General features: G+C 35.7%; 17 protein-coding genes and 1 pseudogene. 11 read left to right on the forward strand and 7 right to left on the reverse strand.

Annotation, left to right across the window (positions count from 1 at the left end; genetic code table 11):
- Positions 1-28: 28 nt before the first annotated feature.
- Positions 29-1,357, reverse strand: coding sequence for a hydroxymethylglutaryl-CoA reductase, degradative (locus LQV47_RS14545; RefSeq protein ID WP_230038072.1), 1,329 nt, complete (start codon positions 1,355-1,357; stop codon positions 29-31).
- 156 nt (positions 1,358-1,513) lie between these two features.
- On the opposite strand from LQV47_RS14545, the gene LQV47_RS14550 reads away from it, so the two are divergent.
- Positions 1,514-2,773, forward strand: a complete 1,260-nt coding sequence (locus tag LQV47_RS14550; RefSeq protein ID WP_230038074.1) for a putative DNA modification/repair radical SAM protein — start codon at positions 1,514-1,516, stop codon at positions 2,771-2,773.
- A gap of 124 nt (positions 2,774-2,897) precedes the next feature.
- Positions 2,898-3,656, forward strand: coding sequence for a TIGR03915 family putative DNA repair protein (locus LQV47_RS14555; protein WP_230038076.1), 759 nt, complete (start codon positions 2,898-2,900; stop codon positions 3,654-3,656).
- Between the two features lie 639 nt (positions 3,657-4,295).
- On the opposite strand, the gene LQV47_RS14560 is transcribed toward LQV47_RS14555, so the two are convergent.
- From LQV47_RS14560 to LQV47_RS14570, 3 genes are read right to left on the reverse strand one after another with little or no spacing between them, the layout of a single operon-like run.
- Positions 4,296-5,096: a DNA alkylation repair protein gene (locus LQV47_RS14560; protein ID WP_230038078.1), complete on the reverse strand. Its 801-nt coding sequence runs from the start codon at positions 5,094-5,096 to the stop codon at positions 4,296-4,298.
- A complete protein-coding gene (locus LQV47_RS14565) occupies positions 5,093-5,326 on the reverse strand; it encodes a hypothetical protein (RefSeq protein WP_230038080.1) in 234 nt (77 codons plus the stop codon). Before LQV47_RS14565 ends, LQV47_RS14560 begins: the two co-directional genes overlap by 4 nt.
- 5 nt (positions 5,327-5,331) lie before the next feature.
- A complete protein-coding gene (locus LQV47_RS14570) occupies positions 5,332-5,730 on the reverse strand; it encodes a redoxin domain-containing protein (RefSeq protein ID WP_230038082.1) in 399 nt (132 codons plus the stop codon).
- Between the two features lie 96 nt (positions 5,731-5,826).
- Between LQV47_RS14570 and LQV47_RS14575 the strand changes: the two are divergent.
- The 4 genes and pseudogenes from LQV47_RS14575 to gap all read left to right on the forward strand — a co-directional run bounded on the left by LQV47_RS14575 (position 5,827) and on the right by gap (position 9,272).
- Positions 5,827-6,167: pseudogene (locus tag LQV47_RS14575) on the forward strand (helix-turn-helix domain-containing protein).
- Positions 6,168-6,292: 125 nt separating this feature from the next.
- Positions 6,293-7,165, forward strand: coding sequence for a DUF4846 domain-containing protein (locus LQV47_RS14580; RefSeq protein WP_230038084.1), 873 nt, complete (start codon positions 6,293-6,295; stop codon positions 7,163-7,165).
- Positions 7,166-7,248: 83 nt separating this feature from the next.
- Positions 7,249-8,235 (forward strand): 6-phosphofructokinase, encoded by a 987-nt coding sequence (pfkA, locus tag LQV47_RS14585; RefSeq protein ID WP_230038086.1) that lies wholly within the window; start codon positions 7,249-7,251, stop codon positions 8,233-8,235.
- Positions 8,236-8,267: 32 nt separating this feature from the next.
- Positions 8,268-9,272 carry a type I glyceraldehyde-3-phosphate dehydrogenase gene (gap, locus tag LQV47_RS14590; RefSeq protein ID WP_076354623.1) on the forward strand — a complete coding sequence of 335 codons (1,005 nt, stop codon included), beginning with the start codon at positions 8,268-8,270 and terminating at the stop codon, positions 9,270-9,272.
- 59 nt (positions 9,273-9,331) lie between these two features.
- Here the strand turns inward: gap and LQV47_RS14595 are convergent, their stop codons facing one another.
- Positions 9,332-9,727, reverse strand: a complete 396-nt coding sequence (locus tag LQV47_RS14595) for a hypothetical protein (protein ID WP_230038088.1) — start codon at positions 9,725-9,727, stop codon at positions 9,332-9,334.
- A 248-nt stretch (positions 9,728-9,975) separates the two neighbouring features.
- Between LQV47_RS14595 and LQV47_RS14600 the strand changes: the two genes are divergently transcribed.
- Complete coding sequence (locus tag LQV47_RS14600) at positions 9,976-11,172, forward strand: oxygenase MpaB family protein (protein ID WP_230038090.1); 1,197 nt, start codon at positions 9,976-9,978, stop codon at positions 11,170-11,172.
- A 191-nt stretch (positions 11,173-11,363) separates the two neighbouring features.
- Positions 11,364-12,365, forward strand: a complete 1,002-nt coding sequence (gene recA, locus LQV47_RS14605) for a recombinase RecA (protein WP_047490101.1) — start codon at positions 11,364-11,366, stop codon at positions 12,363-12,365.
- 65 nt (positions 12,366-12,430) lie between these two features.
- Here recA and LQV47_RS14610 read toward each other — a convergent pair whose 3' ends face one another.
- Complete coding sequence (locus LQV47_RS14610) at positions 12,431-13,924, reverse strand: hypothetical protein (RefSeq protein ID WP_230038092.1); 1,494 nt, start codon at positions 13,922-13,924, stop codon at positions 12,431-12,433.
- A gap of 81 nt (positions 13,925-14,005) precedes the next feature.
- Here LQV47_RS14610 and htpG point away from each other — a divergent pair, with 81 nt between their 5' ends.
- Positions 14,006-15,898: a molecular chaperone HtpG gene (gene htpG, locus LQV47_RS14615; protein WP_230038093.1), complete on the forward strand. Its 1,893-nt coding sequence runs from the start codon at positions 14,006-14,008 to the stop codon at positions 15,896-15,898.
- A 616-nt stretch (positions 15,899-16,514) separates the two neighbouring features.
- Positions 16,515-16,889 carry a helix-turn-helix transcriptional regulator gene (locus LQV47_RS14620; protein ID WP_230038095.1) on the forward strand — a complete coding sequence of 125 codons (375 nt, stop codon included), beginning with the start codon at positions 16,515-16,517 and terminating at the stop codon, positions 16,887-16,889.
- Between the two features lie 199 nt (positions 16,890-17,088).
- Here the strand turns inward: LQV47_RS14620 and LQV47_RS14625 are convergent, their stop codons facing one another.
- Complete coding sequence (locus LQV47_RS14625) at positions 17,089-17,511, reverse strand: MGMT family protein (RefSeq protein WP_354960975.1); 423 nt, start codon at positions 17,509-17,511, stop codon at positions 17,089-17,091.
- Here LQV47_RS14625 and LQV47_RS14630 point away from each other — a divergent pair.
- Complete coding sequence (locus LQV47_RS14630) at positions 17,499-17,645, forward strand: hypothetical protein (RefSeq protein WP_230038097.1); 147 nt, start codon at positions 17,499-17,501, stop codon at positions 17,643-17,645. The genes LQV47_RS14625 and LQV47_RS14630 overlap by 13 nt on opposite strands.
- Positions 17,646-18,240: the final 595 nt, after the last annotated feature.

Below are 18,240 nucleotides of genomic sequence, written 5' to 3' on the forward strand. Positions count from 1 at the left end.
AATACAATGGGTAAGATGATCTGTAACATTAGTTTTCTCTCATTCTGTTAAACTCATTGATAACCTCATGGTGGCTTACCGTTTTATCTTTAAAATAAGTAACAAAATGATGTTTTTCCTCTTCTGTAGCTCCCAATTGGTTTAAGATATTCAATAAGTGCATTTTCATATGCCCTTTCTGAATACCTGTTGTTACCAGAGAACGCAATGCACCAAAATTCTGAGCCAGACCTGAAACGGCCAAAATACTCATTAATTCTTGTGCAGAAGGTTTTCCAAGTAAGGCTAATGAGAATTTCACCAAAGGATGAAGATTGGTTAACCCTCCTACTACTCCTACAGAAATCGGAAGATCGATCCAGAATCTGAAAACTCCGTTATCTGTTGTACAGTGAGTCAGAGATCGGTATTGTCCGTCTCTTGCCGCATAAGCGTGAGCACAGGCTTCTGTTGCTCTGAAATCATTTCCGGTTGCAATCACTACAGCATCTACCCCATTCATGACCCCTTTGTTGTGAGTAGTGGCACGGTAAGGTTCAATTTCAGCAATGGTAACAGCCTGTTTAAACTTAGCTGCAAATTCTTCAGGAGAAATTCCGCTATCGTCTTTCAAATCTTCCATTTTACAGGAAACCTCAGCTCTTACCACACAGTCAGGAGTAAAGTTGGAAAGGATATTCATAACAATCTGTAATGAATTTTTTTCTTCCTGAGTAAAATCATCACTGGTAGCTACTTCCTGCCTCAAAGTTTTTCCAAACTGCTCAAGACATGAATTGATAAAGTTCGCTCCCATTGAATCTACCGTATCAAAACTGGCTTTAAGCTGATAGTAATTTGGCATTTCTGCCGTTTTGTCAATAAGGCTGATGTTTAGAACTCCACCACCCCGTTTTCTCATATTGGCAGTAATGTCTTCAGTAGCTTCAAATAATTTCTTCTTCAAATTAAAATTAAAGAAATGTAATAATTTGTGTGGCTCAATATTAAATATAAAATGGGTGTGGCCCAGTTTTTCAGTGTTGATAATGGTTGTTTTAAACCCTCCTTTGTCAATCCAGAATTTGGCAGCTTTCGAAGCGGCAGCTACTACAGAACTTTCTTCAACAGCCATTGGAAGTGCCAATAGTTTGCCGTCAATTAAAAAGTTCGGAGCAATTCCGTAGGGCATATAAAAATTGGAAATCGTATTTTCAGAAAATTCCTCATGAAGTTTCTGAAGATCTGCATCATCATTCCAATATTGTTTTAATATATGTTGGTAGTCCTGATTTCCTTCAAGATATTCGTTTACGAGCCAGTCGATTTTCCCTTGCTTAGGTAGCTTGGAAAAACCTTCGATAGGTTTATGATTCATGATATAAACTTTAATGAGCCGTAAATATAATGATTTTGAGGCTTTTTTTTGTTGATAACTTCTATGAAAAAAGATTGATATTTATCAATTTTGGAACTAAATTTGAACAAAATTTAAACAACAAACGGATACAAATAATATCACATCTTATAAAAAATGAATTTTGACCGCCTTAAAGAAAAACTTGAAATCCTTGCTGACGCAGCAAAATATGATGTTTCCTGCTCATCCAGCGGAGGCACAAGAAAGAATAAAAAAGGCGCTTTAGGAGACAGCTCTGTAAGTGGGATTTGCCATACCTATACAGAAGATGGAAGATGTGTTTCTTTACTTAAGGTTTTATTGACCAATCACTGTATTTATGATTGTGCTTACTGTGTTTCCAGGAGTTCTAACGATATCAAAAGGGCCGCCTTCACAGTGGAAGAAGTGGTAGACCTCACCATTAATTTTTACCGCAGAAATTATATTGAAGGATTATTTCTGAGCTCCGGAATTTTCAAAAATGCAGATACCACGATGGAGCGCCTTGTAAGAGTAGCTAAAAAATTACGCCTGGAAGAAAACTTTAATGGTTACATCCATTTAAAATCTATTCCGGGAGCCAGTGATGAGCTGATGCAGGAGGCGGCTTTATATGCAGACCGGCTGTCTGTTAATCTTGAAATCCCTACGGAAAGCGGATTAAAACTACTCGCTCCTGAGAAAAACAGACAGGACATGATCAGCCCAATGCGATATATCCAGAAAGGAATTAGCCAGTATGAGGATGAAAAGAAAATTTTAAAGAAAGTTCCCAAGTTTGCTCCGGCTGGGCAGTCTACCCAAATGATTGTAGGGGCTACCAATGAAAATGACCTGCAAATCATCAAGGTTGCCGATCATTTTTATAAAAATTTCAATCTGAAAAGGGTGTATTACTCCGGTTATGTACCCGTTTTGGAAGATAAAAGATTACCTTCACTGGCAACAGAGGTTCCGATGTTACGGGAAAACAGACTCTATCAGTCCGATTGGCTGATGAGATTTTACGGTTTTAAAGCAGAAGAAATTTTAGATCCTGAGATTCCTTTTCTTGATCTGGAAATGGATCCGAAATTAAGCTGGGCATTACGGCACCTGGATCAGTTTCCTGTTAATATTCAGACTGCCGATTATCAGATGATTTTAAGAATTCCCGGGATTGGTGTAAAATCTGCACAGAAAATTGTAAGTGCAAGGCGTTTTCAGATTTTAAGTATGGATCATCTGAAAAAATTGGGAGCAGCGGTCAATAGGGCAAAATATTTTATTGATTTTAATGCAGGAAATACCTATTTAAAATATTTAACGGATAAAAATTTCCGGAAGCTATTGGTAGGCGGAAGCTCATCTAAATTTCACAATCAGTTTTCACAACAATTGAGTTTATTTTAAATATGACCGAAAATGAATTGAAATTAATCTGTTATAGAAAATAAAAAAGCTCCTTATCGTTCTGAAAATACAATAGAATGACAAAAACAACAATTGTTATATTTTCAAATTCTCAAATTAAACTATGACAACCCTTATCTATGACGAAAGTTTTGACGGTCTTTTTACTGCGATATTTGAAGTTTTCGAATACCGTTATAAAGATGCTGAAATAACGGGCAGAGAAAAGTTTTTTCAGGAAAATATTTTTGCTGAAATTCATGAAGTCATTACGCAGACAGAGAAATCAGACAGGGTTTTAAAGAAATTAGAACAAAATATCGGGAAACAGGGAATTCATCAGTTGCTGAAAGTTTTTTTATCTGACAATCCTGAAAGTGAAACATTGATCTTATCCGCTGTTAAACAATCTATAAAATATCCGGAAGAAAATATTCTGGAAAATTTTGCAGATCCTGATATTTTAAAAATTTCAAAAATAGGTAAGTCTGTTGACCGGGAACGACATAGAATGACCGCTTTTGTACGCTTTGAAAAAATGAAAGATGGTATTTTTTTCGCCAAAATAGATCCGGACTTTAATGTTCTTCCGTTGATCAGAAAACATTTTAAAGACCGTTATCAGGATCAGAAATGGATGATCTATGATCTCAGAAGAAACTACGGAGTCTTTTATGATCTTGAAAATTGTGATTTCTTCTATCCTGAAGAGAAACCGGATTTCAATCAGTACCAACAGAAATTTCATGATGAGGAAAATAACTATCAAACGCTTTGGCAGCGGTATTTCATAAAAACCAATATTGTGGAAAGAAAAAACTTAAAACTCCATATTCAGCATGTACCGAAAAGGTATTGGAAGTATTTGACGGAGAAGTGGTAAAGAGACAATTTGAAAATTTGAGAATGAGATAATTTGAAAATGATTATGCACCGGATTGTAATATGCAGAAGAAATTATTGCTCAGACCTTAGATTGTGGATAACTTTTATTTACCAATATAATTATTCTAAATTTCTTATACAATATATTAAATACCAATACTATACAACGGAATTAATTTAGTATTTACTTTGTGGATAACTTTTATTGGGCACAAAATTACCTGAATTTTTTTTAAGCCTCCTTTTAAAACTTGATATCCATCACATAAATATAATGTTAATCCCTAGTATCCTTGTGGATAACCTCTATTTGCCTTGGTTAATATAGATCGCCCCGAAAATAATTCTACTTATTTGTTGGAAAACATTCAACACTTCATATTGTGGATAACTTTTTCCTGTCACAAATATCCTCAGGCTCCTGTGACAGGGCTTTCATACAATATATTAAACGTCAATTATTTACAATAAAACAAAATCAACATTGCAACTTTGTGGATAACTTTTAGATTCAATAAAAAAATATAAATATGAAATAATATTCGGAATATATCATTAACAGTACATTTTTTAACCATCTATAAATCTGTAATATATCTGTACAATCTAAATTCATCATTCCATTTTGTGGGTAACTTTATTTATGAATAGTTCGCAGGGCTTTTTTGACAATATACTGCGTTTCTTTCGTAGGACTTTCACGCAGCCATTCATCACAGATTTCCGTAACGAATTCCGGTTGTGATTTACTGGCATCATTCAGCCAGTTTCCTACACTATCCTGTACATATTTTGAAGGATCTGACCGTAATGGTTCCAAGATGTCCAATCCTAATCCTGGATTTTGCTTTAATTCCGGAATATGCTCGCACCAGACTCCTCTGGGTCTCGTTGATTCACTGGCAAAACGTCTTACATTTTCATCTTTATGTGAAGTCCAGTCTGATAAAATTGACAGGCTTTCTGTAAGATTCTTTGAAATATCCGGACGTACCGTCATCCAACAGATTTCCCTTACTCCGAAATGACGATCAGAAGCAAAAGGCTGTATATTTTCCAGTTTCTGTTTAAGGTCTGCAGCTGTATTTCTTCCCACAGTATAAGCAGCCCAGCAGCGCACCAAATCTGCCTGATGCCTTGAAAGCATCAGTAAAAATGCTTGATCTTGATTTTGATTAGTAAGATGCAGCAATCCCATTCCAATCGTTTCATTGATTGTATTAACGGTTTGTTTTTTCAGCTGATTCACATTTTCTACAATAGGTTTCAGATATTCTGTTCGCCCATTTTGCTGAAGAAGATTTTCCAGCAGTAATTTTTGATCTACCGCCAGCCATTCTGTAAGATTAGCTGTTTCAAGTTCTCCCCTGTTCAGCTGCTCCAGAATATCTTCCGAAATGTCTTTGATGGAACGTGCTCCTTTCCTTTTTTCTGTCATAATGCTTTTATTAATTCTTCTATATCCACTCTGTTCATGTAATTTACATCTAAAAACTTATAGATCACCATTCTATTTTCATTCACCACAAAAACAGCAGGAACGGGTAAACTATTTTCATCATTTTTATTAAACTCAGAAAGCTCTATTCCTAAATTCTGATAATAAGGAAGTACAAAATCCTGAAGCTGAAACATAATCCCCAGCTTTTGAGCGAGATTATTATCCACATCCGTCAGCACTTCAAACTCAAATTTATTTTTTCAACCATAGCCAGCGAATGATCAGTACTTTGTGGAGAAACAGCAACTAAAGTAGTATTTTTATCTTTTAATAAAGAAAGCTGATCCTGCAAAAATTTCAGTTCCAAATTACAGTATGGACACCAACTTCCTCTATAAAAAGCTAGCACCATTTTACCCTTTTTAAGGATTTCCCGGGAAGAAATTTGTTTACCATAGGCATTAAAAAGAGAAAATTCAGGCATATGCTCTCCAACCTGAATACTGTTTTCTTCAATATTTTTTGTCTTTATCTCTTCAATAGACCGCCCAAACACTTCAAAAACTTCTTGCGGAAGCTGCGAAAATAATTCCTGATTCAACTGTTCAATCTGCTTTGCCAACTTATTCATTACTTTTTAATTTATTATTTTTACAAAGGTCTAAAAGCCTTTAGAAACAGGCAATATCGCATATTTTTCACCCATAGGGATAAAAAAGTCAATTTTATGGAAACAAAGGGAAGAGCTGAAGAAAATAAAATATGTCCACTGGAGGTAGCTGTGAACAGCATCAGCGGAAAATGGAAAATTCCTATCGTATGGCAGATCAATGAGGGCAAAAAACGACCCAGTGAATTTCTTCGTGGTATTGCCAAGGTGGACCGGAGGGTTCTTAATCAACAGCTCATGAAATGGTGGAAGACGGTATTTTAATAAAGCAGTCTTTCAATGAATTACCTCCCAGAGTGGAATATACCCTCACGGAGCTTGGTGAAAAACTGGTTAAGATTCTCTGGCAGCTTAATGACTGGGGAAAACTGTTGGTTCCTGAAGAAGAGAAAATATAGTTTTTTACCCGTAGATACTCCCAATTACCATAGATCTAAAATATTCTTCAGTACACGAATTTTATACTTTATAAACCCCACCTATTACAAAAATCATCATATTTGTAACTGGATCAAAATATGATATGAAAAAAATTATTTCAGGACTAACTCTTATTAGTGTCCTGGCAAGTTGCACCCGGGATAAAGCATCTTCAAAACTTGGTTCTCAGGAAACCCAGGATTTCCTTTCTGAAAGTTCCGTCCGGATCAATAAAGATAAAAATACTACCAAAGAAAGATTCTCAGCTCCTAAGGATTATGAATGGCAGGATGAAGAATCCGGCTCTTTCGGATATTTTATTGAGAATTTTAAACTGAAGCCTTATGGAAGCCAGATCCTGAAATATGATGGAACTCCTATTTCTACGCAACATCTTCATGAAGCTGTTTTTGATATTGATACAGGAAATAAAGACCTGCAACAATGTGCCGATGCCGTGATACGGCTGAGAGCAGAATATTTGTATGCTGATAAAAAGCCCGATGCCATCAAATTCCATTTTACAAGTGGAGATTTGCTCAGCTGGAATGATTATAAAAACGGAACAAGAGCTTTTGTCAATGGCAATTCTGTACGTTTCAGAAAAACAGCAGGATTTGATGATTCTTATCAGAATTTCAGAAGTTATCTTGACCTCATCTTCAACTATGCAGGAACGATCTCTTTACATCAGGAGACGAAACCAATCACTAAAAATTCAGATTTAAAAACCGGCGACATCCTGATTACTCCGGGAAGTCCGGGCCATGTGGTATTTATTGCAGGAGTATGTAAAAACAAGGAAGGGAAGAGGTTATTTTTGCTCGGTGAAGGGTTTACTCCGGCTCAGTCCGTTCATTTGCTTTCCAATCCTTTTAACAAAAATACTTCGCCCTGGTATGATCTTAATATTGATTCGCCGGAAACTAAAACGGCACGATATATTTTTAAGCCTACAAACTTCAGAAGCTTTTAATAATTTATATTCAAAACTATTAGAAAGTTACTGCCATAATCTGAACTTGTTTTTGTAAATTTGTGTTCGAAATTTTTTACTAGATGAAAGAGAGTGCTGTAAAAAAAATTGCAGTTCTTACTTCAGGAGGAGATTCTCCAGGTATGAATGCTGCATTAAGAGCGGTAGTAAGAACCGCCAATTACTATAATATCGAATGCTACGGAGTGAGAGAAGGCTACAACGGCCTTATCAACGATGATTTCCTGAAAATGGGAGCCCGTTCCGTAAAAAATATAATCAACCAGGGTGGAACTATTCTAAAGTCTGCCAGATCCCAAGAGTTCAGAACTAAAGAAGGCCGTCAGAAAGCTTATGACAACTGTGTCAAGCTTGGAATAGACGGATTGGTATGTATTGGTGGAGACGGAACCTTTACAGGGGCTAAAATCTTCAATGAAGAATTTGGAATCCGGGTAATAGGTATACCAGGAACTATTGACAATGATATCTTCGGAACTGATAATACCATCGGGTATGATACAGCCCTGAATACAGCTATGGAAGCTATTGACAAAATCCGTGACACGGCCACTTCTCACAACAGGGTTTTCTTTGTGGAGGTGATGGGTCGTGATGCCGGTTTTATTGCTTTAAACAGTGGATTAGCAACGGGTGCTTTAGATATTCTTATTCCTGAGAAAAAAGACAGCATGGATGATCTTTTTGCGAAATTCAGAAAAGCTGAAAAAACAGGAAAGGCATCCAGCATTGTAGTGGTAGCAGAAGGTGAAAAACTAGCCAATGTTTATGGATTGGCAGAAAAAACAAAGGAAATATTCCCTGACTATGACATTCGTGTGGCGGTTTTAGGACATATGCAAAGAGGAGGATCTCCAAGTTGTGCAGACAGAGTATTGGCAAGCAGACTTGGATATGGTGCCGTAGTAGGATTAATGGAAGGACAAAACAATGTAATGGCAGGAATGCGCTCCAATGATGTAGTGTATACTCCTATTGAAGAAGCCATTAAAAAACATAACGAAATCAACAAAGATCTGATGTTGATTTCAGAAATTTTAGCAATCTAATTATTTTTATAATCTAATAAAAACAAACTATTATGTCAACAATTAAAGTAGGTATCAACGGTTTTGGTAGAATTGGACGTCTTGTTTTCAGAGCAATGACTGAAAGAGACAACATTGAAGTTGTAGGAATCAATGACCTGATCAATGCAGAATACATGGCTTACATGTTAAAATATGACTCTGTACACGGTGTTTTCCCAGGTGAAGTTTCTGTAGAAGGAAATGATCTTGTAGTAAACGGAAAAAAAATCAGAGTAACTGCTGAAAAAGATCCTAACAACTTAAAGTGGAATGAAATTGGAGCTGACTATATCGTAGAATCTACAGGTCTTTTCTTATCTAAAGATTCTGCTCAGGCTCACATCAATGCAGGTGCAAAAAAAGTAATTCTTTCTGCTCCTTCTAAAGATGATACTCCAATGTTCGTAATGGGGGTAAACCACAAGGAACTTACTGATGATATCAAAATTTTATCAAATGCTTCTTGTACTACAAACTGTTTAGCTCCTTTAGCTAAAGTAATCCACGATAAATTTGGAATCGTAGAAGGTTTAATGACTACTGTACACGCTACAACAGCAACTCAAAAAACTGTTGACGGTCCTTCAATGAAAGACTGGAGAGGTGGTAGAGCTGCTCTAAACAACATTATCCCTTCTTCTACAGGTGCTGCTAAAGCAGTAGGAAAAGTAATTCCTTCATTAAACGGAAAATTAACAGGTATGTCTTTCAGAGTACCTACTGTAGACGTTTCTGTAGTTGACCTTACGGTAAGACTAGAAAAAGCTACTTCTTACGATGAGATCTGTGCAGCTATCAAAGAAGCTTCTGAAGGTGAATTGAAAGGGATCTTAGGATATACTGAAGATGCAGTAGTTTCTCAGGACTTCGTAGGAGATAAGAGAACTTCTATCTTCGATAAAGACGCTGGTATCATGCTTTCTCCAAACTTCGTAAAACTTGTTTCTTGGTATGACAACGAAATGGGTTATTCTAACAAGTTAGTAGATATGCTTGTACACGCTGCTTCTTTATAATAAAATGAGCATTAAGTAATATAAAACCTTCCCGATGGGAAGGTTTTTGGTTTTTAGGATTACTGTTTTTCAAATTCCATAAAAATTTTGAATTTGGCATTTCCGGAACAATGCCTTCTTCTGTCCGGAAATGGATCCTGCCAGCGTCTTACTGAAATTACCGGAACATTCCATCCGTATCTGATCCATTTCAAGTTTTTGTGTTCAAACATTTTCGTTTTAATCCAAGCATTGGCTGTAGCTTCGATTTTCTTACGCGGTGTCGGTGCATCGCCACAACCTCTTACTCCTCTCCAGGAGGATACAAGGTCGCCCTCAACTCTCAAAATGTTTGATGCAATTATTTTAGTCTGATCAACCTCAGGATTAATAAATTTCGCATTTAATGAATCCTTAACTTGTCCGAAGATCACTCCTGTCCAAAGCAAAAGTGGCAGTAAAATTTTTGTGTTCATAATTATTTGTTTTAGGGTTAAAGTTTTTACCATTGAAAATAAGAGCAGAGCAATTCAATTCTGAAACAATATCTTTTTAGAACTGATATTTGATGACTCTTAGCTTCACAACAAAGTTTGGATTTTTATGGAGACAAAAAAATAACCCGTTTGTGTTATTTTTTTGGAGACCCGGAATAACATTTCATATAATAGCCTGATAAATCTCACCAGGGAATTTCGGTGTAAAACTTGTACTTTTATGTAACATGGAAAGAACAATGATACAACCACGGTTTAAAGACTCTCCTCACTTCAAAAACTTTTGGGAAGAAGGCAACGGAAAGCTGCTTATTGAATTTTCAGGAGCTGAAGTAAGCTTTGAAAACTTTGAGAAATATTCTCAATTCTTCTATCATATAGACGAAATTGGTGATGAGGTTGTAAAAGAAGTTTATTTTACAAAAAAATACCAGGAAGCCTCCAGAGAAATTGAAGGTTATATCCGCAATGGAGTTTCTGAAACCGACAATGTTCCTGACAGCATAAAAAAATTATTCGCCCAAACCCAAAGAGTTCCTGAGTGGCTTAATTATAACCTGATCAAAAGCGGCGCTGAGCTTTGTATGAGAAGTAATCTCGATTCTCTGATCTCCCTACGGGATTACTGCCTGATTGGAGGATATGATTATGCTTATCTTAATAAACCGCTGGTTGTAACGGAAGCCTTGAAAAAAGGAGCTGTAAAACGTCTTTCGGAAACACTGGACTTCTGGGTGAATGCTACCCGCTACAATGCACTGGAACTTCATGCAAAAGGTTATGAATTTGCAATAAAAACCCGTCTCATTCATTCCTATGCCAGGCTTTCCATAAAAAAACATTATAAAGGATGGGACACTGAAAACTGGGGTGAGCCCATCAATTCCTGGGATATGATGGCTACTTATATTGGGTTCAGTCTGGTGTTCCTTCACAGTCTTCAAAAGCTGGGCAATACTTTTTCTGCGGAAGAAGAACAGGGTATTTTCCACCTATGGAAATATGTAGGATATCTACTGGGAATTCCGGAGCAGCTTCTTCCGGATAACAAAAAGCAGGCTACAGAATATTTCTTTCTATGGACTTCAGTTCAGCCACCTTCAGATAAAGATTCTGTTCTCCTTGCCCATTCTTTACTGAATGAATCATTAGAAAACCCTATTTTAAAATTTGAGTTCCAAAGAAAAAATTTAAGGTATCTCCACATCTGCTGTACCTGGTTTCTTTTGGGTGACGAAGTTTGTAAAAGACTAAAAATTCCGGAAGTTTCCAATAAAAAATTATTTCCGAAATCCAAGATATTTTTCAATAAAATCTATGACAGGCTGGTAAGCCGGAAGGCAAGAATACAAAGAGGAAATAAGCATCAGATGAAGGTACTTGAAGATTATCTGAATATCACAAAAAACTCAAATTTTCATTAGAAAACATCTGTAGTGGAGATAAAAAATATTTTTAAAAATTTCCCGGAAACTATATTATGCATCTGCTTAGTTATGAATGAGATCAGTAGTAAAAATTTATCATTTTTTAACTTTAAAAACAGGTTTCACCGATAAATAATATTAGTTTTTGATATTTAAATTACGTATTTTTGAGAAATATTTTAATAGCGATGAGTAACATTGAAGATAAGAAAAAAGCACTCGCATTAGTGCTTGACAAATTAGATAAAACATACGGAAAAGGAACTGTAATGACTTTAGGGGATGCTGCCGTAGACACAACCATAGAAGTTATTCCTTCAGGATCTTTAGGATTAGATATCGCATTAGGCGTAGGTGGATACCCAAGAGGAAGAATCATTGAAATATATGGTCCTGAGTCTTCAGGTAAAACAACATTGACTCTTCATGCTATTGCTGAAGCTCAAAAAGCAGGTGGTATTGCGGCATTTATTGATGCTGAGCACGCTTTCGACAGAACATATGCTGCAAAACTAGGAATTGATTTAGAAAACCTTATTATTTCTCAACCGGATAACGGTGAGCAGGCTTTAGAAATTGCGGATAATCTTATCCGTTCAGGAGCTATTGATATTGTTGTTATTGACTCTGTAGCTGCGCTTACTCCAAAAGCTGAAATTGAAGGGGAAATGGGAGATTCTAAAATGGGTCTTCATGCAAGATTAATGTCTCAGGCATTAAGAAAACTTACGGCTACAATTTCAAGAACAAAATGTACGGTAATTTTCATCAACCAGTTGAGAGAAAAAATCGGGGTTATGTTCGGAAACCCTGAAACAACTACCGGTGGTAATGCTCTTAAATTCTATGCTTCTGTAAGACTGGATATCAGAAAAGCAAGTGCTCCAATTAAGCAGGGTGACGAAGCTATCGGAAGCCGTGTGAAAGTGAAGATTGTGAAAAACAAAGTAGCTCCACCTTTCAAACAGGCTGAATTTGACATTATGTATGGTGAAGGAGTTTCTAAAGTAGGAGAAATCCTAGATACTGCAGTAGACATGGGAATTGTAAAGAAAAGCGGTTCTTGGTTCAGCTACGAAGAGACTAAATTAGGTCAGGGACGTGATGCTGTAAAAGATGTTTTAAAAGATAATCCTGATCTTGCCGAGGAATTGGAAAATAAAATCAAGGAAGAATTGAAAAACAAATAATTTATTTCAATTAAGATAAAAAAACGGTCTGAAAATTCTCAGACCGTTTTTATTTTGCATGCTTATTATTCTGCAATCTTACCCTGCAGCTGTAGTGCTCCGGCAACCTGCATACCTTTTGTCAGCGTTTCAAATCTCATATTTCCCTTACTAACGAAAGCATCAATGGTAAAGAAATCTTCCATTTCAGAATTTGTAATCAGCTTTAATTTAAGGATATAGCCTTTAGCGCTTCCATCTGCCAGTACTTCCGTTTCTCTGAAGTCCATAATTTTACCTATAAAATCAAAACATCCATAATTAGGAAGATCCTGACTAGGTTTATACGCCGTAAAATCCTCTCCTGTCATCGTTCCGTCCGGTAACTCAAAGCTCTCATGAAGATCCAGTACGAAAATAATCCCACTGATATTAACATTTAAATTTGTCTGTGTTAAATAGCTTTTCCTATTCTTCACATAATCCGTTGCAAAAAACCAAAGTCCAAAGGTATCTCTTGCCGAACCTCCAATCACCGCTTCGCTGTTGTTCACATTTTCCCATTCGTTAATTTCCTTTGTCTCAAAATTCAGGAAAAAATCAGTTTTTACTTCCGGATACATGGTATTAAAATCATCGGAAAGCACCGGCTTGAATTTTACATCTTTAAATTCTGTGTACTTCAGTTTATCCTGCTCATAAGCCGGATCTTCCATTCTAAATAAAGACATAGTATGAATCAAGTACTGGGAAAACTCTTCCTGATTCTGAAAATTTTCAAATCCGAAAACCCCACCCCACGTGCTCGCAAGCGTATGGACATTTGATTTCTTAATAATGATCCCGGCTTCGTTAATACTTTCCGGTATTTTAATTTCTTCTATATTGGTGAAGTACTCTTTACCTTCTACCAACTGGTGATTCATGATTTCATTATTTTCTTCCTGAGAAAATTCCGAAAAGCCTTTATAAGTAATACTTTGGTTTTCAATAATATAAGACAACGCAGTTTTAGTTTTATCAAAACCTTTACAATGATAGGAAAGCGTGATAGATTTGAACTCTCCCTCCTTTGTTGCCACTTCGTGGTTGTCATTATCGTCAAACTTAGAATGGTATAAAATCATATATGACCTGATGCTACCCTCTTTAAGTTCGGACTCAAACTTTTCTTCCATTCTTCCAATAGCATCTTCCATTGAAAACATATAGGTAGCATCTTTCACCATATAAGCAAAGCCTTCCACTTCGCCATTTTCCTTTTCAAATGCAGAAATAGGAGCATAGTCACCCTTTAACTGAAGCGCAATGGAATAGACAATATAATCATTGTAAATCTTTATCTTTTCATATTCATTATTGATCTTCTTTTCTTCAATCGGCTGTGAAGGTTGTTCAGGTAATGTATCTACCATTACTTCCACTTCTTCCATTACATTTTTATCTGATGTTTCATTGTGCTGAACCGGAGCATAAACTTCCTCCTGTCTGTTTTCTTTTTTCTTAAAAAAATTAAAGATTCCCATATTGTTATTATAATTGGCGGTAAATATAATAAAAGGGATGAATAGACCTCTCATAAAAAAAATGTCATTCTGTCACATTCTTCGCTGTGGTATTTTTTTTGAGAAGTATGTTGAACAATTAAAATCTAAAATATTATGACTAAAGGAAATATTAATGTATCTGTTGAAAATATTTTTCCTCTTATTAAAAAGTTTCTTTACAGCGACCACGAAATATTTTTAAGAGAGTTAATCTCTAATGCTACTGATGCTACATTGAAATTAAAGCATTTGACAAGTATCGGAGAGGCTAAGGTTGAATATGGAAACCCAAAACTTGAGGTTAAAATTGACAAGGAACAAAAAACGTTACGCATCATCGACCAGGGTATTGGTATGACGGGTGAAGAGGTTGAAAAATACATCAACCAGGTTGCATTTTCCGGAGCTGAAGAGTTTTTGGAAAAGTATAAAGATTCTGCAAAAGATTCCGGAATTATCGGACATTTTGGGCTTGGATTCTACTCTGCATTTATGGTAGCTGAAAAAGTGGAAATCCTTACCAAATCATATAAAGATGAACCCGCTGTAAGATGGATCTGCGATGGAAGCCCTGAATTTACCCTTGAGGAAACCACAGATAAAACAGACAGAGGTACAGAAATCATCCTTCACATTGCAGAAGATTCTGTAGAATTTTTAGAAGAAGGAAAAATCCGTGAGCTATTATCAAAATACAATAAATTCATGCCTGTTCCTATTAAATTTGGAACAAAAACACATACCCTACCTTTACCGGAAGACGCTCCTGAAGACGCAGTTGCTGAAACGGAAGAAGTAGATAATATCATCAACAATCCTACACCGGCATGGACTATCGCTCCAAGCGAGCTGACCAACGAGGATTATATGAAGTTCTACCACGAACTGTACCCAATGCAGTTTGATGAACCTCTATTCAATATTCACCTTAATGTTGATTACCCTTTCAATCTTACCGGAGTTTTATTCTTCCCGAAACTGAGCAACAATCTGAATATCGACAAGGATAAGATCCAGCTCTACCAAAATCAGGTATTTGTAACAGATGAAGTAAAAGGTATCGTTCCGGATTTCCTGATGCTTCTTAGAGGGGTTATAGACTCACCGGATATTCCGTTGAATGTATCCCGTTCTTATCTTCAGGCAGACGGTGCTGTAAAGAAAATCTCTTCTTACATCACTAAAAAGGTAGCCGATAAAATGGTTTCTCTGATCAACGAAAATCGTGAAGATTATGAGAAAAAATGGAACGATATCAAAATCGTTATCGAGTACGGAATTATCACTGAAGAGAAGTTTTCTGAAAAAGCAGATAAATTTACGTTGTATCCTACCACAGACGGAAAATACTTTTTATGGGATGAATTAGTTGAGAAAATCAAGCCGTCACAAACAGATAAGGACAACAAATTAGTTGTTCTGTATGCTACCAATGCTGACGAACAGCACAGCTACATCCAATCTGCAAAAGATAAAGGATATGAGGTACTTTTATTAGACTCTCCTATCATTCCACACGTTATCCAGAAACTGGAAACTTCCAAAGAAAACATCTCATTCGCAAGAGTAGATGCTGATCATATCAATAACCTGATCAAAAAAGATGAACCGGTTATTTCAAAATTAAATGAAACGGAAAAAGAATCTTTGAAAAAGAATGTAGAAGAAGCAATACAGGATGCTAAATTCACGGTTCAGCTTGAAGACCTTGACAGCAGTGATGCTCCGTTCACCATCACTCAGCCAGAATTTATGAGAAGAATGAAAGAAATGCAGGCTACTGGCGGAGGTGGAATGTTCGGAATGGGAGGATTCCCGGAAATGTACAATCTTGTTGTCAATTCCAACAGTGAACTTTCCAATCAGATTTTAAAGACAGAAAGTAGTGAAGAAAAGCAAAACCTGATCAAATATGCTCTGGACCTTGCCAAGCTTTCACAGAACCTACTGAAAGGAAAAGACCTGACAGATTTCATACAGAGAAGCTATAAGCAACTTGAAAAATAATAATACGCAAGAGACTGTTTCATTTTGAAGCAGTCTTTTTTTGTATGAAAAGTTTGGAAAAACGCAAAGGCGCAAGTTTTTTGATATAACTCATGCTTTTAAGGCGCAAAGATTTTATCTCCGATAAAATTGTTTACGGTATATTTTATTATCTCACGCTGATTTTGCAGATTACGTAGATTTTAATCAGCATTTGCTGAATCTGCGAGAAAATCTAATAGTATTCTATCATGTCCCATGCTGAAAATCTTTGATTTTCTTGCGTCTTAAAATTTTCACAATACATGAAGAATTCTTTGCGTTTTACAAAAAATAAAAACAATCCAAAAATCATCAACAGTAATCTAAATGAATATATTATTGTATTAAACCTTATAGGTTTTAGAAACCTATAAGGTTTAAATCTCATCTCTTACCAAATAATCTTTGATCACTCGGAAGTTATTGCAAAATAAACGGCTAATACGAAGAAAATTTTCAACAATTAAATCAAATAGCACCTGTATTTTTAAGTTTAGTTTCATTTATCTTTAATCTTATTCTTTAAAACATATTTTTTTTTACTTTTTATTGTATAGCTTATGCTTTTTTGCCATTTTTGTATAAAATGTCGGTCATGCAAAAAGAAAAATTACGCATCATAAGAAAGCAAAAAGGCTATACCCAGCAACAGGTAGCTGATTTTATCGCAACGGATGTATCCAACTACAGCAGAAAAGAAAGTGGTGATGTAAAGATCATTAAAGATGAATGGGACAAAATTGCCCGTTTTTTAGAAGTTCCTGTAGAAGAAATATATGAGGAAGAGGAATCTAAAATTATTGTGAATAATGATCATCCGGTATTTAATGACAAATCTGCAAATGCCATCGTGACTCAGAATAATTATGATAATATCCCAGGAACTATTGTTGAGAACCTACAATCTTATATCACCTTATTAAAAGAAGAGAATAAAAGGCTGAAAGATAACTTGAAAAGTCTGAAATAACAACTGTTTAGAACAGGCGTATTTATTCTATAATTCAATAAGTTACACTCACTGTTACAAAAAAATTCATCCATTGGCAATGCCGGTGGATGAATTTTTTAATATAGGTTGTAGACTAAAATCTTTATACCAAAGCAAAATCATTTGCTATAGCTGTAAAAGAAGCTATCGGAAGCTAATTATTGGAAATATAAATGTATTAAAGCTCTTCCATCGGATTCCAAAACAGTTTTTTGAAATTTTTTATCCTAAGATTTTCTATCGTAAGACCTTCCGCTTCCAGCTTTGGTTGAAATTCAGGAACAGAGAGCACTCCTGAACTTGAAATCACACGGTGAGCAGGAACATCTTCAGGACATCCTCCCATAGCTTTCCCTACATGACGGGAATGATTCGGGTAGCCCACAGCTTTGGCTATAGCTCCGTATGTAGAAACCCTGCCCTTGGGAATAAGTTTCGCCACTTCGTAGACCTGTTGTTTGAAAATTTCATCCATACCTTTCTGTAGTTGATTAAGTAATTGAAAACCATACAATCCGGATTTCAAAAGATTTGCATTATTTTTGAACTCATATGGATTCAATGATGTTTCATTTAAAAGATAAAGATATGAAAAAATCATTTTTCCGGCTGCTGAATGCAGTCAATAAAAAGGTACTTCCATCTCTGAGTAAGAAAGATCCTAACCAGTTAACAAAAATTGAAAAAGGAATCTTGGCGTATCGCTATTTTGTACTCGTAAATTCAATGGATTGATGTTTTTATAAAATTTTTATAGAACTACAGATGACACAGATCTTAAGATAGAATGTGTTGGTAAACGCTAAGGCGCAAAAGACTTGAATACTTCATGTTGTAAGGCGCAAAGATTTTATCTGCGATAAAATTGCACAGTGCATAGTTTATTTTATCTCGTTGATATTGCAGCTTACGCAGATTTTGAAATTTAATCTCATATCCTTTCATTTCCCCAGCTGAAAATCTTTGATTTTCTTGCGTCTTAAAACAGTATGCTATTTACCATTCTTTGCGCCTTTGCGTTTTCAAACAAAGCCAACATCAGAAAAGAAAGCCACTTTAAAACAAATCGATCAAAATTAAAAATTAAAAAAGAATCTTGGCATATCCTTATTTTGTACCCGTAAATTCAATGGTTTTATAAATTTTAAGAACTACAGATGACACAGATCTTAGGATAGAATGTGTTGGTAAACGCTAAGGCGCAAAAGACTTGAATACTTCATGTTGTAAGGCGCAAAGATTTTATCTGCGATAAAATTGCACAGTGCATAGTTTATTTTATCTCGTTGATATTGCAGCTTACGCAGATTTTGAAATTTAATCTCATATC

Source organism: Chryseobacterium sp. Bi04, from assembly GCF_918698085.1.
Lineage (GTDB): Bacteria > Bacteroidota > Bacteroidia > Flavobacteriales > Weeksellaceae > Chryseobacterium.

Bases quoted from the DNA above. Each gene is read 5' to 3' on its own strand.
- LQV47_RS14545 (WP_230038072.1), bottom strand. From the start codon at position 1,357: ATGAATCATAAACCTATCGAAGGTTTTTCCAAGCTACCTAAGCAAGGG.
- LQV47_RS14550 (WP_230038074.1), top strand. From the start codon at position 1,514: ATGAATTTTGACCGCCTTAAAGAAAAACTTGAAATCCTTGCTGACGCA.
- LQV47_RS14555 (WP_230038076.1), top strand. From the start codon at position 2,898: ATGACAACCCTTATCTATGACGAAAGTTTTGACGGTCTTTTTACTGCG.
- LQV47_RS14560 (WP_230038078.1), bottom strand. From the start codon at position 5,096: ATGACAGAAAAAAGGAAAGGAGCACGTTCCATCAAAGACATTTCGGAA.
- LQV47_RS14570 (WP_230038082.1), bottom strand. From the start codon at position 5,730: ATGAATAAGTTGGCAAAGCAGATTGAACAGTTGAATCAGGAATTATTT.
- LQV47_RS14580 (WP_230038084.1), top strand. From the start codon at position 6,293: ATGAAAAAAATTATTTCAGGACTAACTCTTATTAGTGTCCTGGCAAGT.
- pfkA (WP_230038086.1), top strand. From the start codon at position 7,249: ATGAAAGAGAGTGCTGTAAAAAAAATTGCAGTTCTTACTTCAGGAGGA.
- gap (WP_076354623.1), top strand. From the start codon at position 8,268: ATGTCAACAATTAAAGTAGGTATCAACGGTTTTGGTAGAATTGGACGT.
- LQV47_RS14595 (WP_230038088.1), bottom strand. From the start codon at position 9,727: ATGAACACAAAAATTTTACTGCCACTTTTGCTTTGGACAGGAGTGATC.
- LQV47_RS14600 (WP_230038090.1), top strand. From the start codon at position 9,976: ATGGAAAGAACAATGATACAACCACGGTTTAAAGACTCTCCTCACTTC.
- recA (WP_047490101.1), top strand. From the start codon at position 11,364: ATGAGTAACATTGAAGATAAGAAAAAAGCACTCGCATTAGTGCTTGAC.
- LQV47_RS14610 (WP_230038092.1), bottom strand. From the start codon at position 13,924: ATGAGAGGTCTATTCATCCCTTTTATTATATTTACCGCCAATTATAAT.
- htpG (WP_230038093.1), top strand. From the start codon at position 14,006: ATGACTAAAGGAAATATTAATGTATCTGTTGAAAATATTTTTCCTCTT.
- LQV47_RS14620 (WP_230038095.1), top strand. From the start codon at position 16,515: ATGCAAAAAGAAAAATTACGCATCATAAGAAAGCAAAAAGGCTATACC.
- LQV47_RS14630 (WP_230038097.1), top strand. From the start codon at position 17,499: ATGAAAAAATCATTTTTCCGGCTGCTGAATGCAGTCAATAAAAAGGTA.
- LQV47_RS14625 (WP_354960975.1), bottom strand. From the start codon at position 17,511: ATGATTTTTTCATATCTTTATCTTTTAAATGAAACATCATTGAATCCA.